This window comes from Alphaproteobacteria bacterium (genome assembly GCA_005883305.1).
In the GTDB taxonomy this organism is placed as follows: domain Bacteria; phylum Pseudomonadota; class Alphaproteobacteria; order Sphingomonadales; family Sphingomonadaceae; genus Allosphingosinicella.
This window is the reverse complement of sequence record VBAC01000001.1, coordinates 2,369,348-2,384,954: the sequence shown is the minus strand read 5'-3', so window position 1 is coordinate 2,384,954 and position 15,607 is coordinate 2,369,348. Positions and strand designations below refer to the sequence as shown.

The window sequence follows — 15,607 nt, the reverse complement described above, 5'->3', positions numbered from 1 at the left end:
GCTACGGGCGCGGGCCTTAAGCCCGCGTCAGCCATGCCGTCAACCGCGCGGGGCCAGCCGGTTCCAGAGCGGATCCGCGATCCTGCTCATGAACGCGGCGTGCCGCGCGAGTTCTTCCTCGGACGGGCCGTGGGGGCGAGCGGGGCGCACCGTCAAAGTGACGGGGGCTTCAGCCGTGCCCGGCACCTTCTCTATCCTTTCGTCCTCGATCAGCTCGGCGACCAGCGTGAGCCCGATCTGGCGGCCGCCGGTCAGCTCGACATAGACTTGCGCGAGCAGCTGCGCGTCGAGCAGAGCGCCATGCTTGACGCGCTGCGAGCGGTCCACGCCGAAGCGGGTGCAAAGCGCGTCGAGGCTGTGCTTGGCGCCGGGAAACTTTTGCCGGGCGATGGCCAGCGTGTCGACCATCCGCGAGGTGCAGACGAGCGGCCGGCCGCACGATTTGAGCTCGTGGTTGATGAAGCCGAAATCGAAGCTCGCATTGTGCGCGATCATCGGCGACTCGCCGATGAAGGCGAGCAGCTCCTCGCAGCGCTCATGAAAGTTCGGCTTGTCGGAGAGGAAGCGGTCGGAAAGGCCATGAACCGCCTCGGCCTCGCTCGGCATCGGGCGACAAGGATTGAAATAGCTATGGAAGGTACGGCCGGTCTCGACGCGGTTGAACAGCTCGACACAGCCGATCTCGACCATCCGGTCGCCGCCAGCCGGGCTCAGGCCGGTGGTCTCGGTGTCGAAGATGATTTCCCGCATCCCGTTCCTATGAATCCGCCGGGCCCGCAAGGCAAGCCATGATGCGCCGAACCGAAGCCCTTGTTTCTTCGAGAGAACAATCGGTCGGGATGACGAAATCGGCACGCGCGCGCTTTTCCGCGTCGGGCATTTGGTAGGCGAGGATGCGCAGGAATTTCTCGGCGGTCATGCCCGGGCGGGCGAGGGTGCGTAAGCGCTGAGTCTCAGCATCGGCTGAGACCACCGCGATCTTGTCGACCAGCTCTGCAGCGCCCTTCTCGAACAGCAGCGGGATATCGAGCACGACCACCGGAGCCTCGGCATGCGCGGCAAGGAAGGCCTCGCGCTCGCGCGCCACCGCCGGATGGATCAAGGCCTCCAGCCGCTTCAGCTCTTCGGGTTCCCCAAGCACGCGCTCCGCCAGGGCGGTCCGGTTGACCCCCTCGTCACCGGTCGTCCCTGGAAAAGCGGCCTCGATTTCGGCCACGAGCGCACCCTCGGATCCCTGCAGCCGATGCACCGCCGCATCGGCATCGAAAACCGAAACCCCCTCGTCCGCGAACATCTTCGCTACGGTCGACTTGCCCATGCCGATCGAACCGGTGAGACCGAGGACGATCATGATTCCAGCAAGGCCCGCAACTCCTCGCTTCGCCCGGCTGGCGGATAGCGCTTGAAGAAGACCGAGAAAGCCTCGGCCGCCTGGTGAACAAGCATGGTCAGACCATCCACCGCCCGCAATCCGCGGCGCCTGGCTTCGGCCAGCAGGGCTCCTTGGGCCGGATCATAAATCATATCGAACACCACCGCGGCCGGATCCAGGGCGTCCAGCCTGAACGGGGCATAAAGCGGCGCGGCATTGATCACCAGATCCGCCGCCGCAATCCGGGTCTCGTCCGTGGCCCGGCCAGCGAGGTGGAAATCGCGCAACAGCTCTTGCCCGCGTTCGACCGAGCGGTTGATCACCGTGACGTGAGCGGCCGAATAGGTGCGCAGGATATACGCTGCCGCTCTGGCGGCACCGCCAGCGCCGATCACGATGGCGGTGAGGCCCGAAGAAGCGATGTGGTCCAGACAGCGCGCAACGCCGTGAACGTCGGTATTTCTGCCGTGGAGCCGCCCATCCTCGCCCCGCCCGATCGCGTTGACCGCGCCGATCTGTCGCGCTTGGCGATGAACCGTATCCAGCCGGTTCACCACGCATTGCTTGAGCGGCATGGTGAGGTTGCAGCCCCGCCAATCCGGGTCGGCGCGCCGCGCGTCGAGATAATCGTCCAACTCGTTCGCCGTCACCCGAGTCGCGCGATAATCGCCCTCGACGCCGAGCGCCTTCAACCAGAAATTGTGAATCAGCGGCGACTTGCTATGGGCGATCGGATCGCCGATCACCTCGGCATAAGGGACGCCCATCAGCTTTTGAGCACGCCGCGCTCGCGCAGATAGGCGAGCAACGGAAGCAGCGGCAGACCGAGGACGGCGAAGTGGCTGCCGTCGATCTCATCGAACAGCTGCGCCCCAGGCCCCTCGACGCGGTAGCCGCCGACATTCCAGCGGACCGCTTCATATTCCGCGTCCAGATAGGCTTTTAGAAAGGCCTCGCTCAGCGGCCGAACATCGAGCGCGACGCTCTCGGTTTCGCCCCAGACCCGCTCGCCATTCTCGGCAATCGCCGCGGCGCTGTGCAGATAATGGGTAGCGCCGCCGAGGCGCCGCAGTTGCTCGTGCGCTTCTTCGCGCGAGGCGGGCTTGCTCAGCATCGTGCCGTCGTCGAGTTCCAGCACCTGATCGGCGCCGATCACCAGCGCATCGGCCGCCGCGACCACGCTCTTCGCCTTCATCTCGGCGAGCATCTCCGCCATGTCGCGCGGCTCGAAGCCGGCGGCGGCGAGGCCGGCCTTGGCCTCCTCCTCGTCGAGCGGCGCCGCGACGCATTCGAACGGCACGCCGGCCGCCTCCAGCATCTTGCGGCGCGTTTCGCTCTGCGATGCGAGAAGCAGCCTCACGCCCGCGACGCCTCGAGCCGCTCGGTGCATAGCCGAATGATCGCCACCGCGGTTTCTTCGATCGAACGACGGGTGACGTCGATCACCGGCCAGCCCTGATCGGCGAACATCCGGCGGGCGAAGGCGAGCTCGGCGTTGACCGCCTCCATGTCGACATAGTCGGTCTCCGGCGCCTGGTTGAGCGAGAGCAGGCGGTTGCGCCGGATGGCGATCAGCCGCTCGGGGTTGGCCGTGAGCCCGACGACGAGCGGATGCTTGAGCTGGAAGAGGTTCGGGGGGGGCGGCGATGAAGGGACCAAGGGAATGTTCGCCACCTTGTAGCCGCGATTGGCGAGATAGATGCTCGTCGGTGTCTTCGACGTTCGCGACACGCCCGCCAGGACGATGTCCGCTTCCTCCCAATTCTCCGATCCGATGCCGTCGTCATGGGCGATGGTGAACTGGATCGCGTCGACCCGGGCGAAATAAGCGGCGTCGAGCGCGTGCTGGCGGCCGGCGCGCCCTTTCGCAGCCTCCCCACTGACCGCCGCCAGAGCGTCGATCACCGGATCGAGGACGGAGACCGCGTTGATCTTGCGCTGCCGGCATTTGCGCTCGAGCTCGCGCCTGATCGTCGGATTGACGACGGTGTAGAGGACCAGCCCCGGCCGGGTCTCGACATCGTCCAGCACGCGGTCGAGATGGCCCTCGGAGCGCACCATCGGCCACAGGTGGCGCAGCGCCTCGACTCCGTCGAACTGGGCGAGACAGGCCTTGGCGACCATGTCCAGCGTCTCGCCGGTCGAGTCCGAGAGAAGATGCAGGTGAAGCTGCTGCACGCGCCCCGCGCCCCTGTGGAAAAATATGGGGAAATCGCTAGCGGAAGGCTCGGGGCAAACTCAAGGAAAGCTTTGGTCCAGAGTCGCGCATCGATTCGCCCACAGCGGCGCGCACAATGGAAAAAACCCACACGGCGCCTGTGAATTGCGGGGAAGGCGCGCGCGACTCCGCGCAAACCCGCGAGTCTCGCGCCGTCAAGCTGTTGGCAAAATCCGTGGGAGCCAATAAACCCCGCTCATCTCCCTACTATCACCTTCAACAGACTCTCTTAGAATCTAATATAATAGATAAGGGAGCGGAGCTTCCCGCCTTGACGCCCGATATCTCCAAGCCTCTTCTCAACGTCCTAAGGGGCGGAAAACAAAGCGTTCCTCCGATATGGCTGATGCGCCAGGCCGGGCGCTACCTTCCCGAGTATCGGAAGCTGCGGGCGGAAAAGGGGGGCTTCCTCGCGCTGGCATACGATCCGCAAGCTGCGGCGGAGATCACGCTCCAGCCGGTGCGCCGTTTCGGCTTCGACGGGGCGATCCTTTTTTCCGATATCCTGATCGTGCCCCACGCGATCGGCCAGGATTTGCGCTTCGAGGCGGGCGAAGGACCGCGCCTTTCACCGCCGCTGATCGACTCTGCGCTGACCGCGCTGGAGCGCGTTCCCAGGCGACTCGAGCCGATTTATCGGACTGTGGAGAACGTCAAGGCGATGCTGGCGCCCGAAACGACTTTGCTGGGCTTCGCGGGCAGCCCGTGGACGGTCGCGACCTATATGGTGGCGGGACAGGGAAGCCGCGACCAAGCCGAAGCGCGCGGCTATGCCTATGCCGATCCGAATGCCTTCGAAGCCATCATCGAGGCCATCGCCGAGGTCACGATCGACTATCTGTCCGGCCAGATCCGCGCCGGCGCCGATGCCGTTCAGCTGTTCGATTCGTGGTCCGGAAGCCTTGCCCCCGCGCAGTTCGAACAATGGGTGATCGCCCCGACGGCGCGGATCGTCGCGGCGCTCAAGGAGCGCCATCCCGAAACGCCGCTGATCGGCTTCCCCAAGGGCGCCGGGGCCAAGCTCGCCACTTATGCGCGCGAGACCGGCGTCGATGCGCTGGGCCTCGACGAGACGATCGATCCCGAATGGGCGGCCCGAGAATTGCCGCCGGATCTTCCGGTCCAAGGCAATCTCGACCCACTCGCCTTGCTCGCCGGCGGCGCTGCGCTTGAAAGCGCGGTGGATCGCATCCTATCTAGCTTGTCGGGGAGGCCGCACGTCTTCAACCTCGGCCACGGAATCATCAAGGAAACGCCGATCACCCACGTCGAGCAGCTGCTCGCTTTGGTGCGCCGGTGACCTTTCAAGTCGGATCGATCCTGATCGTGACCTACGCATGGCTCAAGGCCGGCCATCTGATCTTCGTGATCTTCTGGATCGCGGGACTGTTCATGCTTCCGCGATTCTACGTCTATCACCAGGAATCGGCCCCCGGCTCGGACGAGGAGCAGCGCTGGATCGAGCGCGAAAAGAAGCTGAGGAAGATCGTCATCACCCCGGCGATGATCCTCGTCTGGACGTTCGGCCTTCTGCTCGCCTGGACGATCCAGGCCTGGACCCAATATTGGTTCCTCGCCAAGTTCGCGATCGTGATCGCTTTATCCGGCTATCACGGCTGGATGATCGATTACGGCAAGAAGCTGGAGCAGGGCCTTCGCCCCGTCAGCGGGCGGGCGCTGAGGATCATGAACGAGGTGCCCGGGATCGCGGTCGTGCTGATCGTCGTGCTGGTGATCGTGAAGCCGTTTTGAGCCTTGCGCTTGCTTGACTCGGCCAAGGGCGGAGCATAGGGCGGCCTCAGTCGTTGCTCCTGCCGTCCGCGCGGGTGTTCAAGCACCACATTTTCCAATCGTTCCGAGCTTCGACGCCCGGAATCCGTATTCCAAGAGTTTCCCAAAATGCATCTGAACGATCTCAAGCAAAAGACCCCGGCGGAGCTGGTGGCGATGGCCGAGGAGCTCGGCATCGAAGGCGCCTCGACGCTGCGCAAGCAGGAGCTGATGTTCTCGATCCTCAAGGTCCGCGCCGACCAAGGCGGCGAGATCATGGGCATGGGCACGATCGAGGTTCTGCAGGACGGCTTCGGCTTCCTGCGCTCGGCCGATTCCAACTATCTGGCCGGCCCGGACGATATCTACGTCTCGCCCAATCAGGTCCGCAAGTTCGGCCTGAGGACCGGCGACACGGTCGAAGGCGAGATCCGCGGTCCCAAGGAGGGCGAGCGCTATTTCAGCCTCGTGCGCGTCTCCCAGGTCAATTACGACGATCCCGACGCCGTCCGCCACAGGGTCAATTTCGACAATCTGACGCCGCTCTACCCGGACGAGAAGCTGACGCTCGATTCGGCCGATCCGACGATCAAGGACAAGTCGGCGCGGGTGATCGACATCATCTCGCCGCAGGGCAAGGGCCAGCGCGCTCTGATCGTGGCGCCGCCGCGCACCGGCAAGACGGTGCTCCTCCAGAACATCGCACGGGCGATCACCGACAACCATCCCGAAGTCTTCCTGATCGTCCTCCTGATCGACGAGCGGCCCGAGGAAGTGACCGACATGCAGCGCTCGGTGAAGGGCGAGGTCATCTCCTCGACCTTCGACGAACCGGCCAGCCGCCACGTCCAGGTCGCCGAGATGGTGATCGAGAAGGCGAAGCGCCTCGTCGAGCACAAGAAGGACGTCGTGATCCTGCTCGATTCCATCACCCGCCTCGGCCGCGCCTACAACACCGTCGTGCCGAGCTCGGGCAAGGTGCTGACCGGCGGCGTCGACGCCAACGCGCTGCAGCGGCCGAAGCGCTTCTTCGGAGCGGCGCGCAACATCGAGGAGGGCGGCTCGCTCTCGATCATCGCCACCGCCCTAATCGACACCGGCTCCAAGATGGACGAGGTCATCTTCGAGGAGTTCAAGGGCACCGGCAATTCGGAGATCGTGCTCGACCGCAAGGTCAGCGACAAGCGCATCTTCCCCTCGCTCGACGTGGGCAAGTCCGGCACCCGCAAGGAGGAATTGCTCGTCGACCAGGCCAAGCTTTCCAAGATGTGGGTGCTGCGCCGGATCCTGATGCAGATGGGAACCGTCGACGCGATGCAGTTCCTGCTCGACAAGATGAAGGATTCCAAGACCAACGAGGATTTCTTCGCCTCGATGAACCAGTAGCGGGGCTCGCGGCGCGATGTTCAATTTCGCCGACATTTTCACCACCGCCGGCCTTGTCACTCTGGGCCAGGTGGTGCTGATCGACCTCACCATGGCCGGCGACAACGTCGTGATCATGGGCACGCTGACCTCTGGGCTTCCCGAGAAAGAGCGCAAGCGGGTGATCATGCTCGGCGTCGGCATGGCGCTGGTCTTCCTAATCGCCTTCGCGCTCATCGCCACAAGGCTGCTCCATTTCACGGGCCTGGTCCTGGCCGGGGGGCTGCTGCTGCTGTGGGTCGCCTACAACATGTACCGCGAGCTCAGGCACGCTCCGCCGCCCGGGGCGGTCGACGATCCCGACACTCCGGCGATCGAGGGCCCGCCCCGCAGCAAGTCCTTCCTCCAAGCGGCGATCCAGGTCACGCTCGCGGATCTGTCGATGAGCCTCGACAACGTGCTGGCGGTGGCTGCGACGGCGCGGGACCATCCCGCGGTCCTGTTCATCGGCCTCGCTTTGTCGGTGAGCCTGATGGGCCTCGCCGCCAACCTCGTCGCCAAGCTCGTCCAGCGCTACCGCTGGATCGCCTGGGGCGGCCTGCTCATGATCCTCTACGTCTCGCTGCGGATGGTCTATGACGGCGTGGTGGACGAGCATTACGGCATCCTGCACCTGTTGATCTGAGACCCTTTCGATGGACCTGGCGGCGCTGCTGACGACTGGCGGTTTCGCCGCTCTCACCGAGGTGTTGCTGATCGATCTCGTCCTCGCCGGCGACAATGCGGTGGTCGTCGGAGCGCTCGCCGCCGGCCTCCCCGACGCTCAGCGCAAGAAGGTCATCCTGATCGGCATCGCCGCGGCGCTGGTCCTGCGCATCCTGTTCGCGCTGCTGGTGACCCAGCTGCTCCAGGTCATCGGCCTCATTCTCGCCGGGGGCCTGCTGCTGCTCTGGGTCGCCTGGAAGATGTTCCGCGAGCTCAGGCACGACGGCCAGTCGTCCGGGGCGGGCGAGATCGAGGGCGACGAGCGTTCCGGCATCCGCAAGGCGAAGAGCTTCGCCGCGGCCGCCTGGGCGGTAGCCCTGGCCGACGTGTCGATGAGTCTCGACAACGTGCTTGCGGTCGCCGGCGCGGCGCGCGAGCACCCCTGGGTGCTCGTTGGCGGCCTGATCATGTCCGTCGCCCTGATGGGCGTCGCGGCCAACTACATCGCCAAATATATCGATCGCTACCGCTGGATTGCCTGGATCGGGCTCGCGGTCATCGTCTGGGTCGCCGGGCGGATGATCTACGACGGCGTCGTCGACCGCGAGGTCGGCGTGCTCCACTATCTTCCAATCTGATCAGGGGATCAGCAGGGTCGATCCCGTGGTCTGGCGCGCCTCGAGCGCGCGGTGCGCTTCGGCGGCATCGGCGAGCGGGAAGCGGGCGCCGATTCGAATCGGCACCGCGCCCGATCCGATCATCGCGAACAGGCGCGCCGCCGAAGCCTGCAACTCCGCCGGATCGGCGACATAGTCGGCCAGCGTCGGCCGGGTCAGGAACAGCGACCCGCCGCGCGCCAGCTCAAGCGGGCTCAGCGGCGGCACCGGGCCCGAGGCATTGCCGAAGCTGATCATCAGTCCGCGCCGTCTCAGGCAAGCCATCGAGGCCGCCCAGCTCGCCGCGCCGATGCCGTCGAAGACGCAGGCGACGCCGTGGGCGCTGACGGCCTTCACCTGGGCCGCGAGCTCGTCGAAAGTACAGGAAAGGGCGTGATCGGCACCCAGATCGGCGGCGATTCGCGCCTTCTCCTGCGACCCGGCATGGGCGATCACGCTGGCGCCGATCGCCTTCAGCCACGGCACAAGGATCGACCCGACTCCGCCGGCGGCGGCGTGGACCAGGACCCAGTCGCCCGGCTGCACCTTGGCGCAACGTTCGATCAGCATCTCGGCCGTGCAGCCCTTCAGCATCGCGGCTGCGGCGATTTCGGCATCGATGCCGTCCGGCAGCCGAACCAGCCGCTCGGCCGCGATCAGGCGGTGCGTGGCGTAGGCACCGGGCGGCGCAAGCGCGTAGGCGACCCGCTCTCCCGGTGCGAATCCGCTCTTGTCGCCGGCCTGCTCGACGATCCCGGCGGCCTCGCTGCCGAGGCCGGAGGGGAGCGCCAGCGGATAGAGGCCGGAGCGGTGGTAGGTGTCGATGAAGTTGAGGCCGATCGCCTCGTGGCGGATCAGCACCTCGCCCGGACCCGGCGTGAGCGCACCGAGCGGCTCGCGATCGATCACCTCGGGCCCGCCGGTGCGGCGAAAGACAAGGCGGTAGCGCTCCATCTAGCCGATATGCTCGGCGAAGAAGGCTTCGGTGCGGCTGTCGGCGAGCATCGCGGCGTTGCCGCTGCGCCTCTTGCCCATCTCGGCGGCGAATCCGTGATCCTCGCCCGGATAATCGTAGAGGGTAACTTTCGGATGGTCGTCCAGACCGTCGTGGATCATCGCCTGCTTGTCGGGAGTCACGAAATGGTCGGCGCCGGCGATGTGGAGCATGAGCGGGCGGGCGATGGCGTGCTTCTCGCTCATCAGCCCCTCGAGGCCGACTCCATAATAGCCGACCGAGGCGTCGATGTCGGTTCGCGCTGACGTCATGAAGGCGAGCCGGCCGCCGAGGCAATAGCCGACGCAGCCCACTTTGCCGCCTTCGGGCAGCCGCGCCCGAGCCGCTCGAATGCTTGCCTCGATATCTCTTATCCCATTGTCCTGATTGAATTTCTGCATCAGGCCGAGCGCCTGCTGAAACTGCTCGGGCTGGTCGGGATCGAGCTCGACGCCCGGCTCGAGCCGCCAGAACAGGTCGGGCGCCAGCGCGACATAGCCGAGGGCCGCCCAATGCTCGCACTTGCGGCGGATGCCCTCGTTGACCCCGAAAATCTCCTGGATGACGACCACGGCGCCGCGCGGGCTTCCTTCAGGCTCGGCCAGCCAGGCGCCGAACGCGCCGTCGCCGCCCAGCGTGTCGATCGCTATGTTGGGCATGTGATCCTCCACTTGCGTGAGCGGCGGCTATAGCCATAGAGCCGTTAGCCCAAAAGGTGCGAGAGGGAGAGAGCCGATGAAAGTCAGCGTCGACGTCGATTGCACACCGGAGGAAGCGCGGCGTTTCCTGGGGCTTCCGGATCTTACGCCCGTGCACGAGGCCTATATCGAGCGAATGAAAGCCGCCCTTGTCGACGGCGCCGCCGCCGACGGCATGGCCGAGATGATGAAGGCGTGGGGGCCGATGAACGAGGCCGGCATGGCGATGTGGCGGCAGATGCTCGGCCAGGCGGGCGCGAAGGGCGACCGCTGAGCGATTGCGGAACCAGCGCGGATACCATCTACGCCCTGTCCTCGGGCGCGCCGCCCGCCGCGGTGGCGGTTGTGCGCATCAGCGGGCCTCGCGCGGATGCAGCGCTCGCCGATTTGGCGGGGGCGCTTCCGGAGCCGCGCAGGACGCGGCTGGCGACGCTCAGGCACAATGGCGAAGTTCTTGATAAGGCGCTGATTATTCGTTTTCCCGGCCCAGCGAGCGCAACCGGCGAAGATGTCGCCGAGCTCCATCTCCACGGCGGACGAGCGGTCGTGACGGGCGTGCTGGCCGCGCTGAAGGAGATTCCCGGCTTGCGGGAGGCTGTCCCGGGAGAGTTCACTCGGCGCGCGTTCGAACATGGGCGAATCGACTTGGCCGAGGCCGAGGGCCTCGCCGATCTGCTCGAGGCGGAAACAGAGACGCAGCGCCGCGCGGCCATGAGGCTTGCGGGGGGAGCGCTTAGCCGGGAGGTCCAGCGCTGGCAGGAGCGCCTGCTTGGATTGGCCGCGGAGGTCGAGGCGGCGCTCGACTTTTCCGACGAGGACGATGTCCGTCCGCTCGCCGCCGATTTCGACGAGCGTCTCGGGACGCTTCGGCAGGAGCTTGCGAACTGGCTGGCGCGCCCGCCGGCGGAGCGGCTGAAGGACGGGATCCGGGTGGTTGTCGCCGGGCCGCCGAATGCCGGAAAATCCAGCTTGCTCAATGCGTTGGTGGCGCGGGACGCGGCCATAGTCACGGCCTTGCCCGGCACGACGCGCGACGTGATCGAAGTGCCGGCGGCCATTCGTGGGGTCGCGTTCCTCTTTATCGACACGGCCGGTCTCCGCGAGCCGGCGGATGCGATCGAGGCCATCGGCATCGACCGCGCGCGCCTGTCGCTCGAGGCCGCCGACATCCTGTTGTGGCTTGGTCCCCCCGCGGAGAGGCCCGTCAACGCGATTCAGATCCATTCCAAGGCCGACCTCGGGGCGGCGGTGCGCGAGCCGGGACTTCGGTTGTCAGCACCGACCGGCGAGGGCTTGGACCGTTTGATCGACGTTCTGGTCGAGGAAGCGCGGGCCTTGCTTCCGAGGGAAGGGGAGATTGCGCTCAACGCCCGGCATCGGACGGCCGTGGAAGACATGCTGGCCGGAATCGCGGATGCGGGCAGCGACGACCTGTTGATCGCGGCCGAGGGGCTGCGCGGCGCCCGCGCGGCAGCCGATCGGATCACTGGCGCGGCCGGCGTGGAAGACATGTTAGACGCGTTATTTGGACGGTTTTGCATCGGCAAGTGAATGTTCCACGTGGAACATCGACAGGCGGTGGATCGCGCCGGCAATTTCTTTTAAGGCGCGGTCGTGAAGTGCGATTTCGACATCATCGTCGTCGGCGGAGGCCATGCCGGCACCGAGGCTGCGGCCGCGGCGGCCCGGATGGGCGCGTCGGTCGGGCTGGTCAGCTTCAGCCGCTCGCAGATCGGCGCCATGTCGTGCAACCCGGCAATGGGCGGCCTCGGCAAGGGCCATCTGATCCGCGAGGTTGACGCGTTCGACGGGCTGATCGCCCGCGCCTCCGATCAGGCGGCAATCCACTATCGGATGCTCAACGCCAGCAAGGGCGCGGCCGTGCGCGGTCCGCGAGTCCAGGCCGACCGCAAGCGCTACAAGGAGGCGATCCACGCTCTGCTCGATGCCCAGGACGGCCTGACGATCGTCGAGGGAGAGGCCGCCGCGCTTCAGCTTCGCGGACGGCGGGTCGAGGGCCTCGCGCTGGCCAACGGCCGAAGTCTTTCCGCGCGAGCGGTCGTTCTGGCGACCGGCACTTTCCTCGGCGGCAAGCTCCATTTCGGAATGTCCGCGCGCGCGGGAGGACGCGTCGGCGAGCGCGCGGCGACCGCGCTGGCGGGGCAGCTTCGGGCGCTCGGCCTGCCGCTCGCCCGGCTGAAGACCGGGACCCCGCCTCGCCTCGACGGCCGGACGATCGACTGGTCGGGCCTAGAGCGGCAGGACTCGGACCGCGAGAGTTGGACGATGTCCCCGGTGAGCGAAGGGCGCGTTCTCCCTCAGCTGTTTTGCGCGATCACCCGCACCAACAGCCGGACCCACGACATCATCCGCGCCAATCTCGATCGCTCTCCGCTCTTCGCCGGCGAGATTAGTGGCGTCGGCCCGCGCTACTGCCCGTCGATCGAGGATAAGGTTCACCGCTTCGCCGATCGCGACGGCCACCAAGTCTTTCTGGAGCCGGAGGGGCTGGACGATCCGGCCATCTACCCAAACGGCATTTCGACCTCGCTGCCCGAGGATGTGCAACTGGCCATGGTCCGAACGATGGCGGGTCTGGAGCAGGCCGAGATCCTGCAGGCGGGCTACGCGGTCGAATATGACTATGTCGACCCGCGCATTCTGGGGCCCGACCTTTCCGTGCGCGACGTGGACGGTCTCTATCTCGCGGGCCAGATCAACGGCACCACCGGCTACGAGGAGGCCGCGGCCCAGGGGCTGGTGGCCGGTCTCAACGCCGCCGCCCGGGCAGGCGATCGTCCGGCGGTGCTGTTCGATCGCGAGGATTCCTACATCGGCGTGATGGTCGACGATCTCGTATTGCAGGGCGTCACCGAACCTTATCGGATGCTCACCGCCCGCGCCGAATACCGGCTGCGCCTCCGCGCCGACAATGCCCCCGCCAGGCTGACTCCCAAGGCGATCGCCGCCGGTTGCGTCTCCCAGACGCGCAGGAGGCATTTCGATGAGTGGCGCGCCGCGCGCACGCGCGTCGAAAATATTCTTTGCCGCAGCCGCGAGAACGGCCGCCTTGCGGACAGGCTGCGTTCTCCCGAGACCGGCGCCGAGACGCTGATCGCTGTAGAGCCGGAGCTCGCCGGAGTGCCGCCGCAGCTCCTGGAGGAAGCGATTCAGGACCATCGCTACGCGCCCTATGTCGCGCGCCAGCAGGCCGAGATCGACCGGGTGCGGGCGGACGATGCGGTGTGCCTGCCTGCCCAGCTGGACTATTCGGCCTTACCCGGCCTTTCCAATGAGATGGTCGAGCGGCTTTCCGCCGCGCGGCCGAGCACTCTTGGGGCGGCTTCGCGCGTCCGCGGGGTCACGCCTGCGGCCCTGGCGGCGATATTGGTCCATGCACGGCGTCGGGCTGCATGAAGAGCGAAGAAGAGGCTCGCGCCTGGGTCGAATCGGCGTTGGATGTTCCACGTGAAACAATGGCGCGCCTCGACCGGTTCGCGGCGCTCGTGCGGGAGGAAAATGAGCGCCAGAACCTCGTTGCCCGAGCCAGCGTTGGCCATATGTGGCTTCGGCACATAGCGGACTCGGCGCAGTTGCTGCGATTCGTTCCCGCCCGGGATTCGACCTGGCTCGATTTGGGCACCGGGGCGGGCTTTCCGGGCATGATTGCCGCCCTGCTGCATCAAGGACCCGTCACCTTGGTGGAGGAACGCCGGCTTCGCGCCGGATTCCTGAGCCGAACCGCCGAAGCGCTGGGCGTCCGAGTCGAGGTGGTCGCGGCGAAGGCGGAACGCATTGCGCCCCGTCCGTTCGACGTCATCAGCGCTCGCGCCTTCGCGCCGCTGGGCCGCCTGCTCGAGTTGGGCACAGGATTTTCCACAAATAAGAGCATCTGGCTGCTTCCAAAGGGCATAAACGCCGAGTCCGAACTGGCGGCGCTCGATCCGTCGTGGCAGGGTAGCTTCCGGCTCGAACCGAGCGTGACCGATGCCGACGCGCAGATCATCATTGCCGAGGGCGTTCGGCGCAAGGCTGGAAGGAAGAAGCCCAAGTGATCCGGATCGCGGTTGCCAATCAGAAGGGCGGCGTGGGGAAGACCACCACGGCGATCAACCTCGCGACTGCGCTGGCAGCGACGGGAAGCCGAGTGCTGCTGATCGATCTCGATCCGCAGGGCAACGCTTCCACCGGCATGGGCATCGGCCAAGCCGAGCGCGGCAGCTCGAGCTACGAATTGCTTACCGGGCGGTGCACGATCGAGCAGGCGGTCGTGCCGACCTCGATCCCCCGTCTGGACGTCATCCCGGCAACCGTCGATCTTTCCGGCGCGGAGATCGAACTCATTGAATTACAAGGAAGAACCCACCGTTTGGACACCGCGCTGGACGGCTCGGCCGACCTGCGCTGGGATGTATGCCTGATCGATTGCCCGCCGTCGCTCGGCCTTCTCACGGTCAACGCCCTGATCGCCGCCAATTCGATCCTCGTCCCGCTCCAGGCCGAATTCTTCGCGCTCGAAGGGCTTAGCCAGTTGCTGCAGACGGTCGAGCGGATCCGCGCACGGTTCAATCCGGAGCTCTCGATCCTTGGAGTGGCGCTGACCATGTACGACAAGCGCAACAACCTTTCCTCACAGGTGGCGGAGGACGTTCGGGCCTGTCTCGGCAAGGTGGTGTTCGACACGGTCATCCCGCGCAACGTCCGGCTCTCCGAAGCGCCGAGCCATGGCGTGCCCGCGCTGATCTACGATCATCGCTGCCCGGGCTCCGAAGCCTATATGGCGCTGGCCCGCGAACTGATCGCCCGCCTGCCCAAGAAGGAGAAGGAAGCGGCATGAGCGACCCCCTGCCTGCGAGAAAGCGCCCCTCGGGCCTCGGGCGCGGCCTCTCTTCGCTGCTCGGGGAGGTCGCCGTGGAGGCGCCCGTGCGCGGCGGCGAGAATGCGCAGGGTTCGGTGCAGATGATCCCGGTGGCGAGCATCGAGCCGCACCCGGGCCAGCCGCGGCGAATCTTCCAGGAAGAGGCGCTCGCCGAGCTCGCCGAATCGATCCAGGCCCGCGGCGTGATCCAGCCGATCGTCGTCCGCCCGCACGGCCACCGCTTCCAGATCGTCGCCGGCGAACGCCGCTGGCGGGCCGCCCAGCGGGCGCAGCTGCACGAGCTTCCGGCGATCGTCCGGGACTTCTCGGACGAAGAAACGCTCGAGATCGCGCTGATCGAGAATATCCAGCGCCAGGACCTCAACGCGATCGAGGAGGCACAGGCCTATCAGCGGCTGGTCGCGGATTACGGGCACACCCAGGAAGAGCTCGGCCGGATCGTCCACAAGTCGCGCAGCCATGTCGCCAACCTGTTGAGATTGCTCGATCTTCCTGCCAGCGTGCAGATCATGGTCGGCACCGGGCAGCTGAGCATGGGCCATGCGCGCGCACTGATCACCGCCAAGAATCCCGAGGCCCTGGCCGAAGAGATCGTGCGCCGCGGCCTTTCCGTGCGCGAGGCGGAGAAGCTGGCCCGCGCCGGCAAGGCGAAGAAGCCGCGCCAAGCGCCGATCGAATATAAGGGCAGCGACACCGACATTGCCGCGCTAGAGCGGCAGCTCGGCGACATGCTCGGCCTCAAGGTCGCGATCCGGCACAGCCCGCAGGGAGGCATAGTCGCGCTCGCCTATTCGAGCCTCGACCAGCTCGACATGATCTGCCAGCGGCTTTCCGGCGACAAGTTTTAGTCGGGGCGCGTGCGGGGCACGTGGCCCGGCGGAACTAGGATCCGGACTCAATCAGGAAGTCGGGTGTCGCTGCAACTCAGGGGGAGTCACCCCGGCGAAAGC

At 66.3% G+C, this 15,607-nt stretch carries 18 protein-coding genes; 11 read left to right on the top strand and 7 right to left on the bottom strand.

Annotated features, from left to right (window positions below):
• Positions 1–39 precede the first annotated feature (39 nt).
• Genes dnaQ through E6G92_11855 form a run of 5 tightly spaced genes read right to left on the bottom strand, consistent with a single transcriptional unit; the run spans position 40 to position 3,550 of the window.
• Entirely contained in the window at positions 40–750 is a 711-nt protein-coding gene (dnaQ, locus tag E6G92_11875) for a DNA polymerase III subunit epsilon (protein ID TMJ20408.1), read from the bottom strand.
• 7 nt (positions 751–757) lie between these two features.
• Entirely contained in the window at positions 758–1,351 is a 594-nt protein-coding gene (locus tag E6G92_11870) for a dephospho-CoA kinase (GenBank protein ID TMJ20407.1), read from the bottom strand.
• The gene (gene aroE / locus E6G92_11865) at positions 1,348–2,139 is read right to left on the bottom strand and encodes a shikimate dehydrogenase (GenBank protein TMJ20406.1); all 792 of its coding nucleotides are present in this window, start codon (positions 2,137–2,139) and stop codon (positions 1,348–1,350) included. The genes E6G92_11870 and aroE overlap by 4 nt, the downstream gene beginning before the upstream one ends.
• Positions 2,139–2,762 carry a Maf-like protein gene (locus E6G92_11860; GenBank protein ID TMJ20405.1) on the bottom strand — a complete coding sequence of 208 codons (624 nt, stop codon included), beginning with the start codon at positions 2,760–2,762 and terminating at the stop codon, positions 2,139–2,141. Before E6G92_11860 ends, aroE begins: the two co-directional genes overlap by 1 nt.
• Positions 2,729–3,550 (bottom strand): kinase/pyrophosphorylase, encoded by an 822-nt coding sequence (locus tag E6G92_11855; protein TMJ20404.1) that lies wholly within the window; start codon positions 3,548–3,550, stop codon positions 2,729–2,731. The genes E6G92_11860 and E6G92_11855 overlap by 34 nt, the downstream gene beginning before the upstream one ends.
• Before the next feature lie 116 nt (positions 3,551–3,666).
• Between E6G92_11855 and E6G92_11850 the strand changes: the two genes are divergently transcribed.
• The 5 genes from E6G92_11850 to E6G92_11830 all read left to right on the top strand — a co-directional run bounded on the left by E6G92_11850 (position 3,667) and on the right by E6G92_11830 (position 8,068).
• A complete protein-coding gene (locus E6G92_11850; GenBank protein TMJ20403.1) occupies positions 3,667–4,890 on the top strand; it encodes a uroporphyrinogen decarboxylase in 1,224 nt (407 codons plus the stop codon).
• A gap of 17 nt (positions 4,891–4,907) precedes the next feature.
• The gene (locus E6G92_11845) at positions 4,908–5,342 is read left to right on the top strand and encodes a CopD family protein (protein TMJ20813.1); all 435 of its coding nucleotides are present in this window, start codon (positions 4,908–4,910) and stop codon (positions 5,340–5,342) included.
• 147 nt (positions 5,343–5,489) lie between these two features.
• On the top strand, positions 5,490–6,746 hold the full coding sequence (gene rho, locus E6G92_11840; GenBank protein TMJ20402.1) for a transcription termination factor Rho: 1,257 nt from the start codon (positions 5,490–5,492) through the stop codon (positions 6,744–6,746).
• A 16-nt stretch (positions 6,747–6,762) separates the two neighbouring features.
• On the top strand, positions 6,763–7,410 hold the full coding sequence (locus E6G92_11835) for a YjbE family putative metal transport protein (GenBank protein ID TMJ20401.1): 648 nt from the start codon (positions 6,763–6,765) through the stop codon (positions 7,408–7,410).
• A gap of 10 nt (positions 7,411–7,420) precedes the next feature.
• Complete coding sequence (locus E6G92_11830) at positions 7,421–8,068, top strand: YjbE family putative metal transport protein (protein ID TMJ20400.1); 648 nt, start codon at positions 7,421–7,423, stop codon at positions 8,066–8,068.
• On the opposite strand, the gene E6G92_11825 is transcribed toward E6G92_11830, so the two are convergent.
• Both E6G92_11825 and E6G92_11820 read right to left on the bottom strand, forming a co-directional pair.
• Complete coding sequence (locus tag E6G92_11825) at positions 8,069–9,040, bottom strand: quinone oxidoreductase (GenBank protein ID TMJ20399.1); 972 nt, start codon at positions 9,038–9,040, stop codon at positions 8,069–8,071.
• Positions 9,041–9,739: a dienelactone hydrolase family protein gene (locus E6G92_11820; protein TMJ20398.1), complete on the bottom strand. Its 699-nt coding sequence runs from the start codon at positions 9,737–9,739 to the stop codon at positions 9,041–9,043.
• A 76-nt stretch (positions 9,740–9,815) separates the two neighbouring features.
• Between E6G92_11820 and E6G92_11815 the strand changes: the two genes are divergently transcribed.
• From E6G92_11815 to E6G92_11790, 6 genes are all read left to right on the top strand, one after another.
• The gene (locus E6G92_11815) at positions 9,816–10,052 is read left to right on the top strand and encodes a hypothetical protein (protein TMJ20397.1); all 237 of its coding nucleotides are present in this window, start codon (positions 9,816–9,818) and stop codon (positions 10,050–10,052) included.
• Complete coding sequence (gene mnmE, locus E6G92_11810; protein TMJ20812.1) at positions 10,049–11,329, top strand: tRNA uridine-5-carboxymethylaminomethyl(34) synthesis GTPase MnmE; 1,281 nt, start codon at positions 10,049–10,051, stop codon at positions 11,327–11,329. The genes E6G92_11815 and mnmE overlap by 4 nt, the downstream gene beginning before the upstream one ends.
• 63 nt (positions 11,330–11,392) lie before the next feature.
• Entirely contained in the window at positions 11,393–13,195 is a 1,803-nt protein-coding gene (gene mnmG / locus E6G92_11805; protein ID TMJ20396.1) for a tRNA uridine-5-carboxymethylaminomethyl(34) synthesis enzyme MnmG, read from the top strand.
• A complete protein-coding gene (locus E6G92_11800) occupies positions 13,192–13,833 on the top strand; it encodes a 16S rRNA (guanine(527)-N(7))-methyltransferase RsmG (protein ID TMJ20395.1) in 642 nt (213 codons plus the stop codon). Before mnmG ends, E6G92_11800 begins: the two co-directional genes overlap by 4 nt.
• Entirely contained in the window at positions 13,830–14,615 is a 786-nt protein-coding gene (locus E6G92_11795; GenBank protein TMJ20394.1) for a ParA family protein, read from the top strand. The genes E6G92_11800 and E6G92_11795 overlap by 4 nt, the downstream gene beginning before the upstream one ends.
• Complete coding sequence (locus tag E6G92_11790; GenBank protein ID TMJ20393.1) at positions 14,612–15,505, top strand: ParB/RepB/Spo0J family partition protein; 894 nt, start codon at positions 14,612–14,614, stop codon at positions 15,503–15,505. The genes E6G92_11795 and E6G92_11790 overlap by 4 nt, the downstream gene beginning before the upstream one ends.
• Positions 15,506–15,607 lie beyond the last annotated feature (102 nt).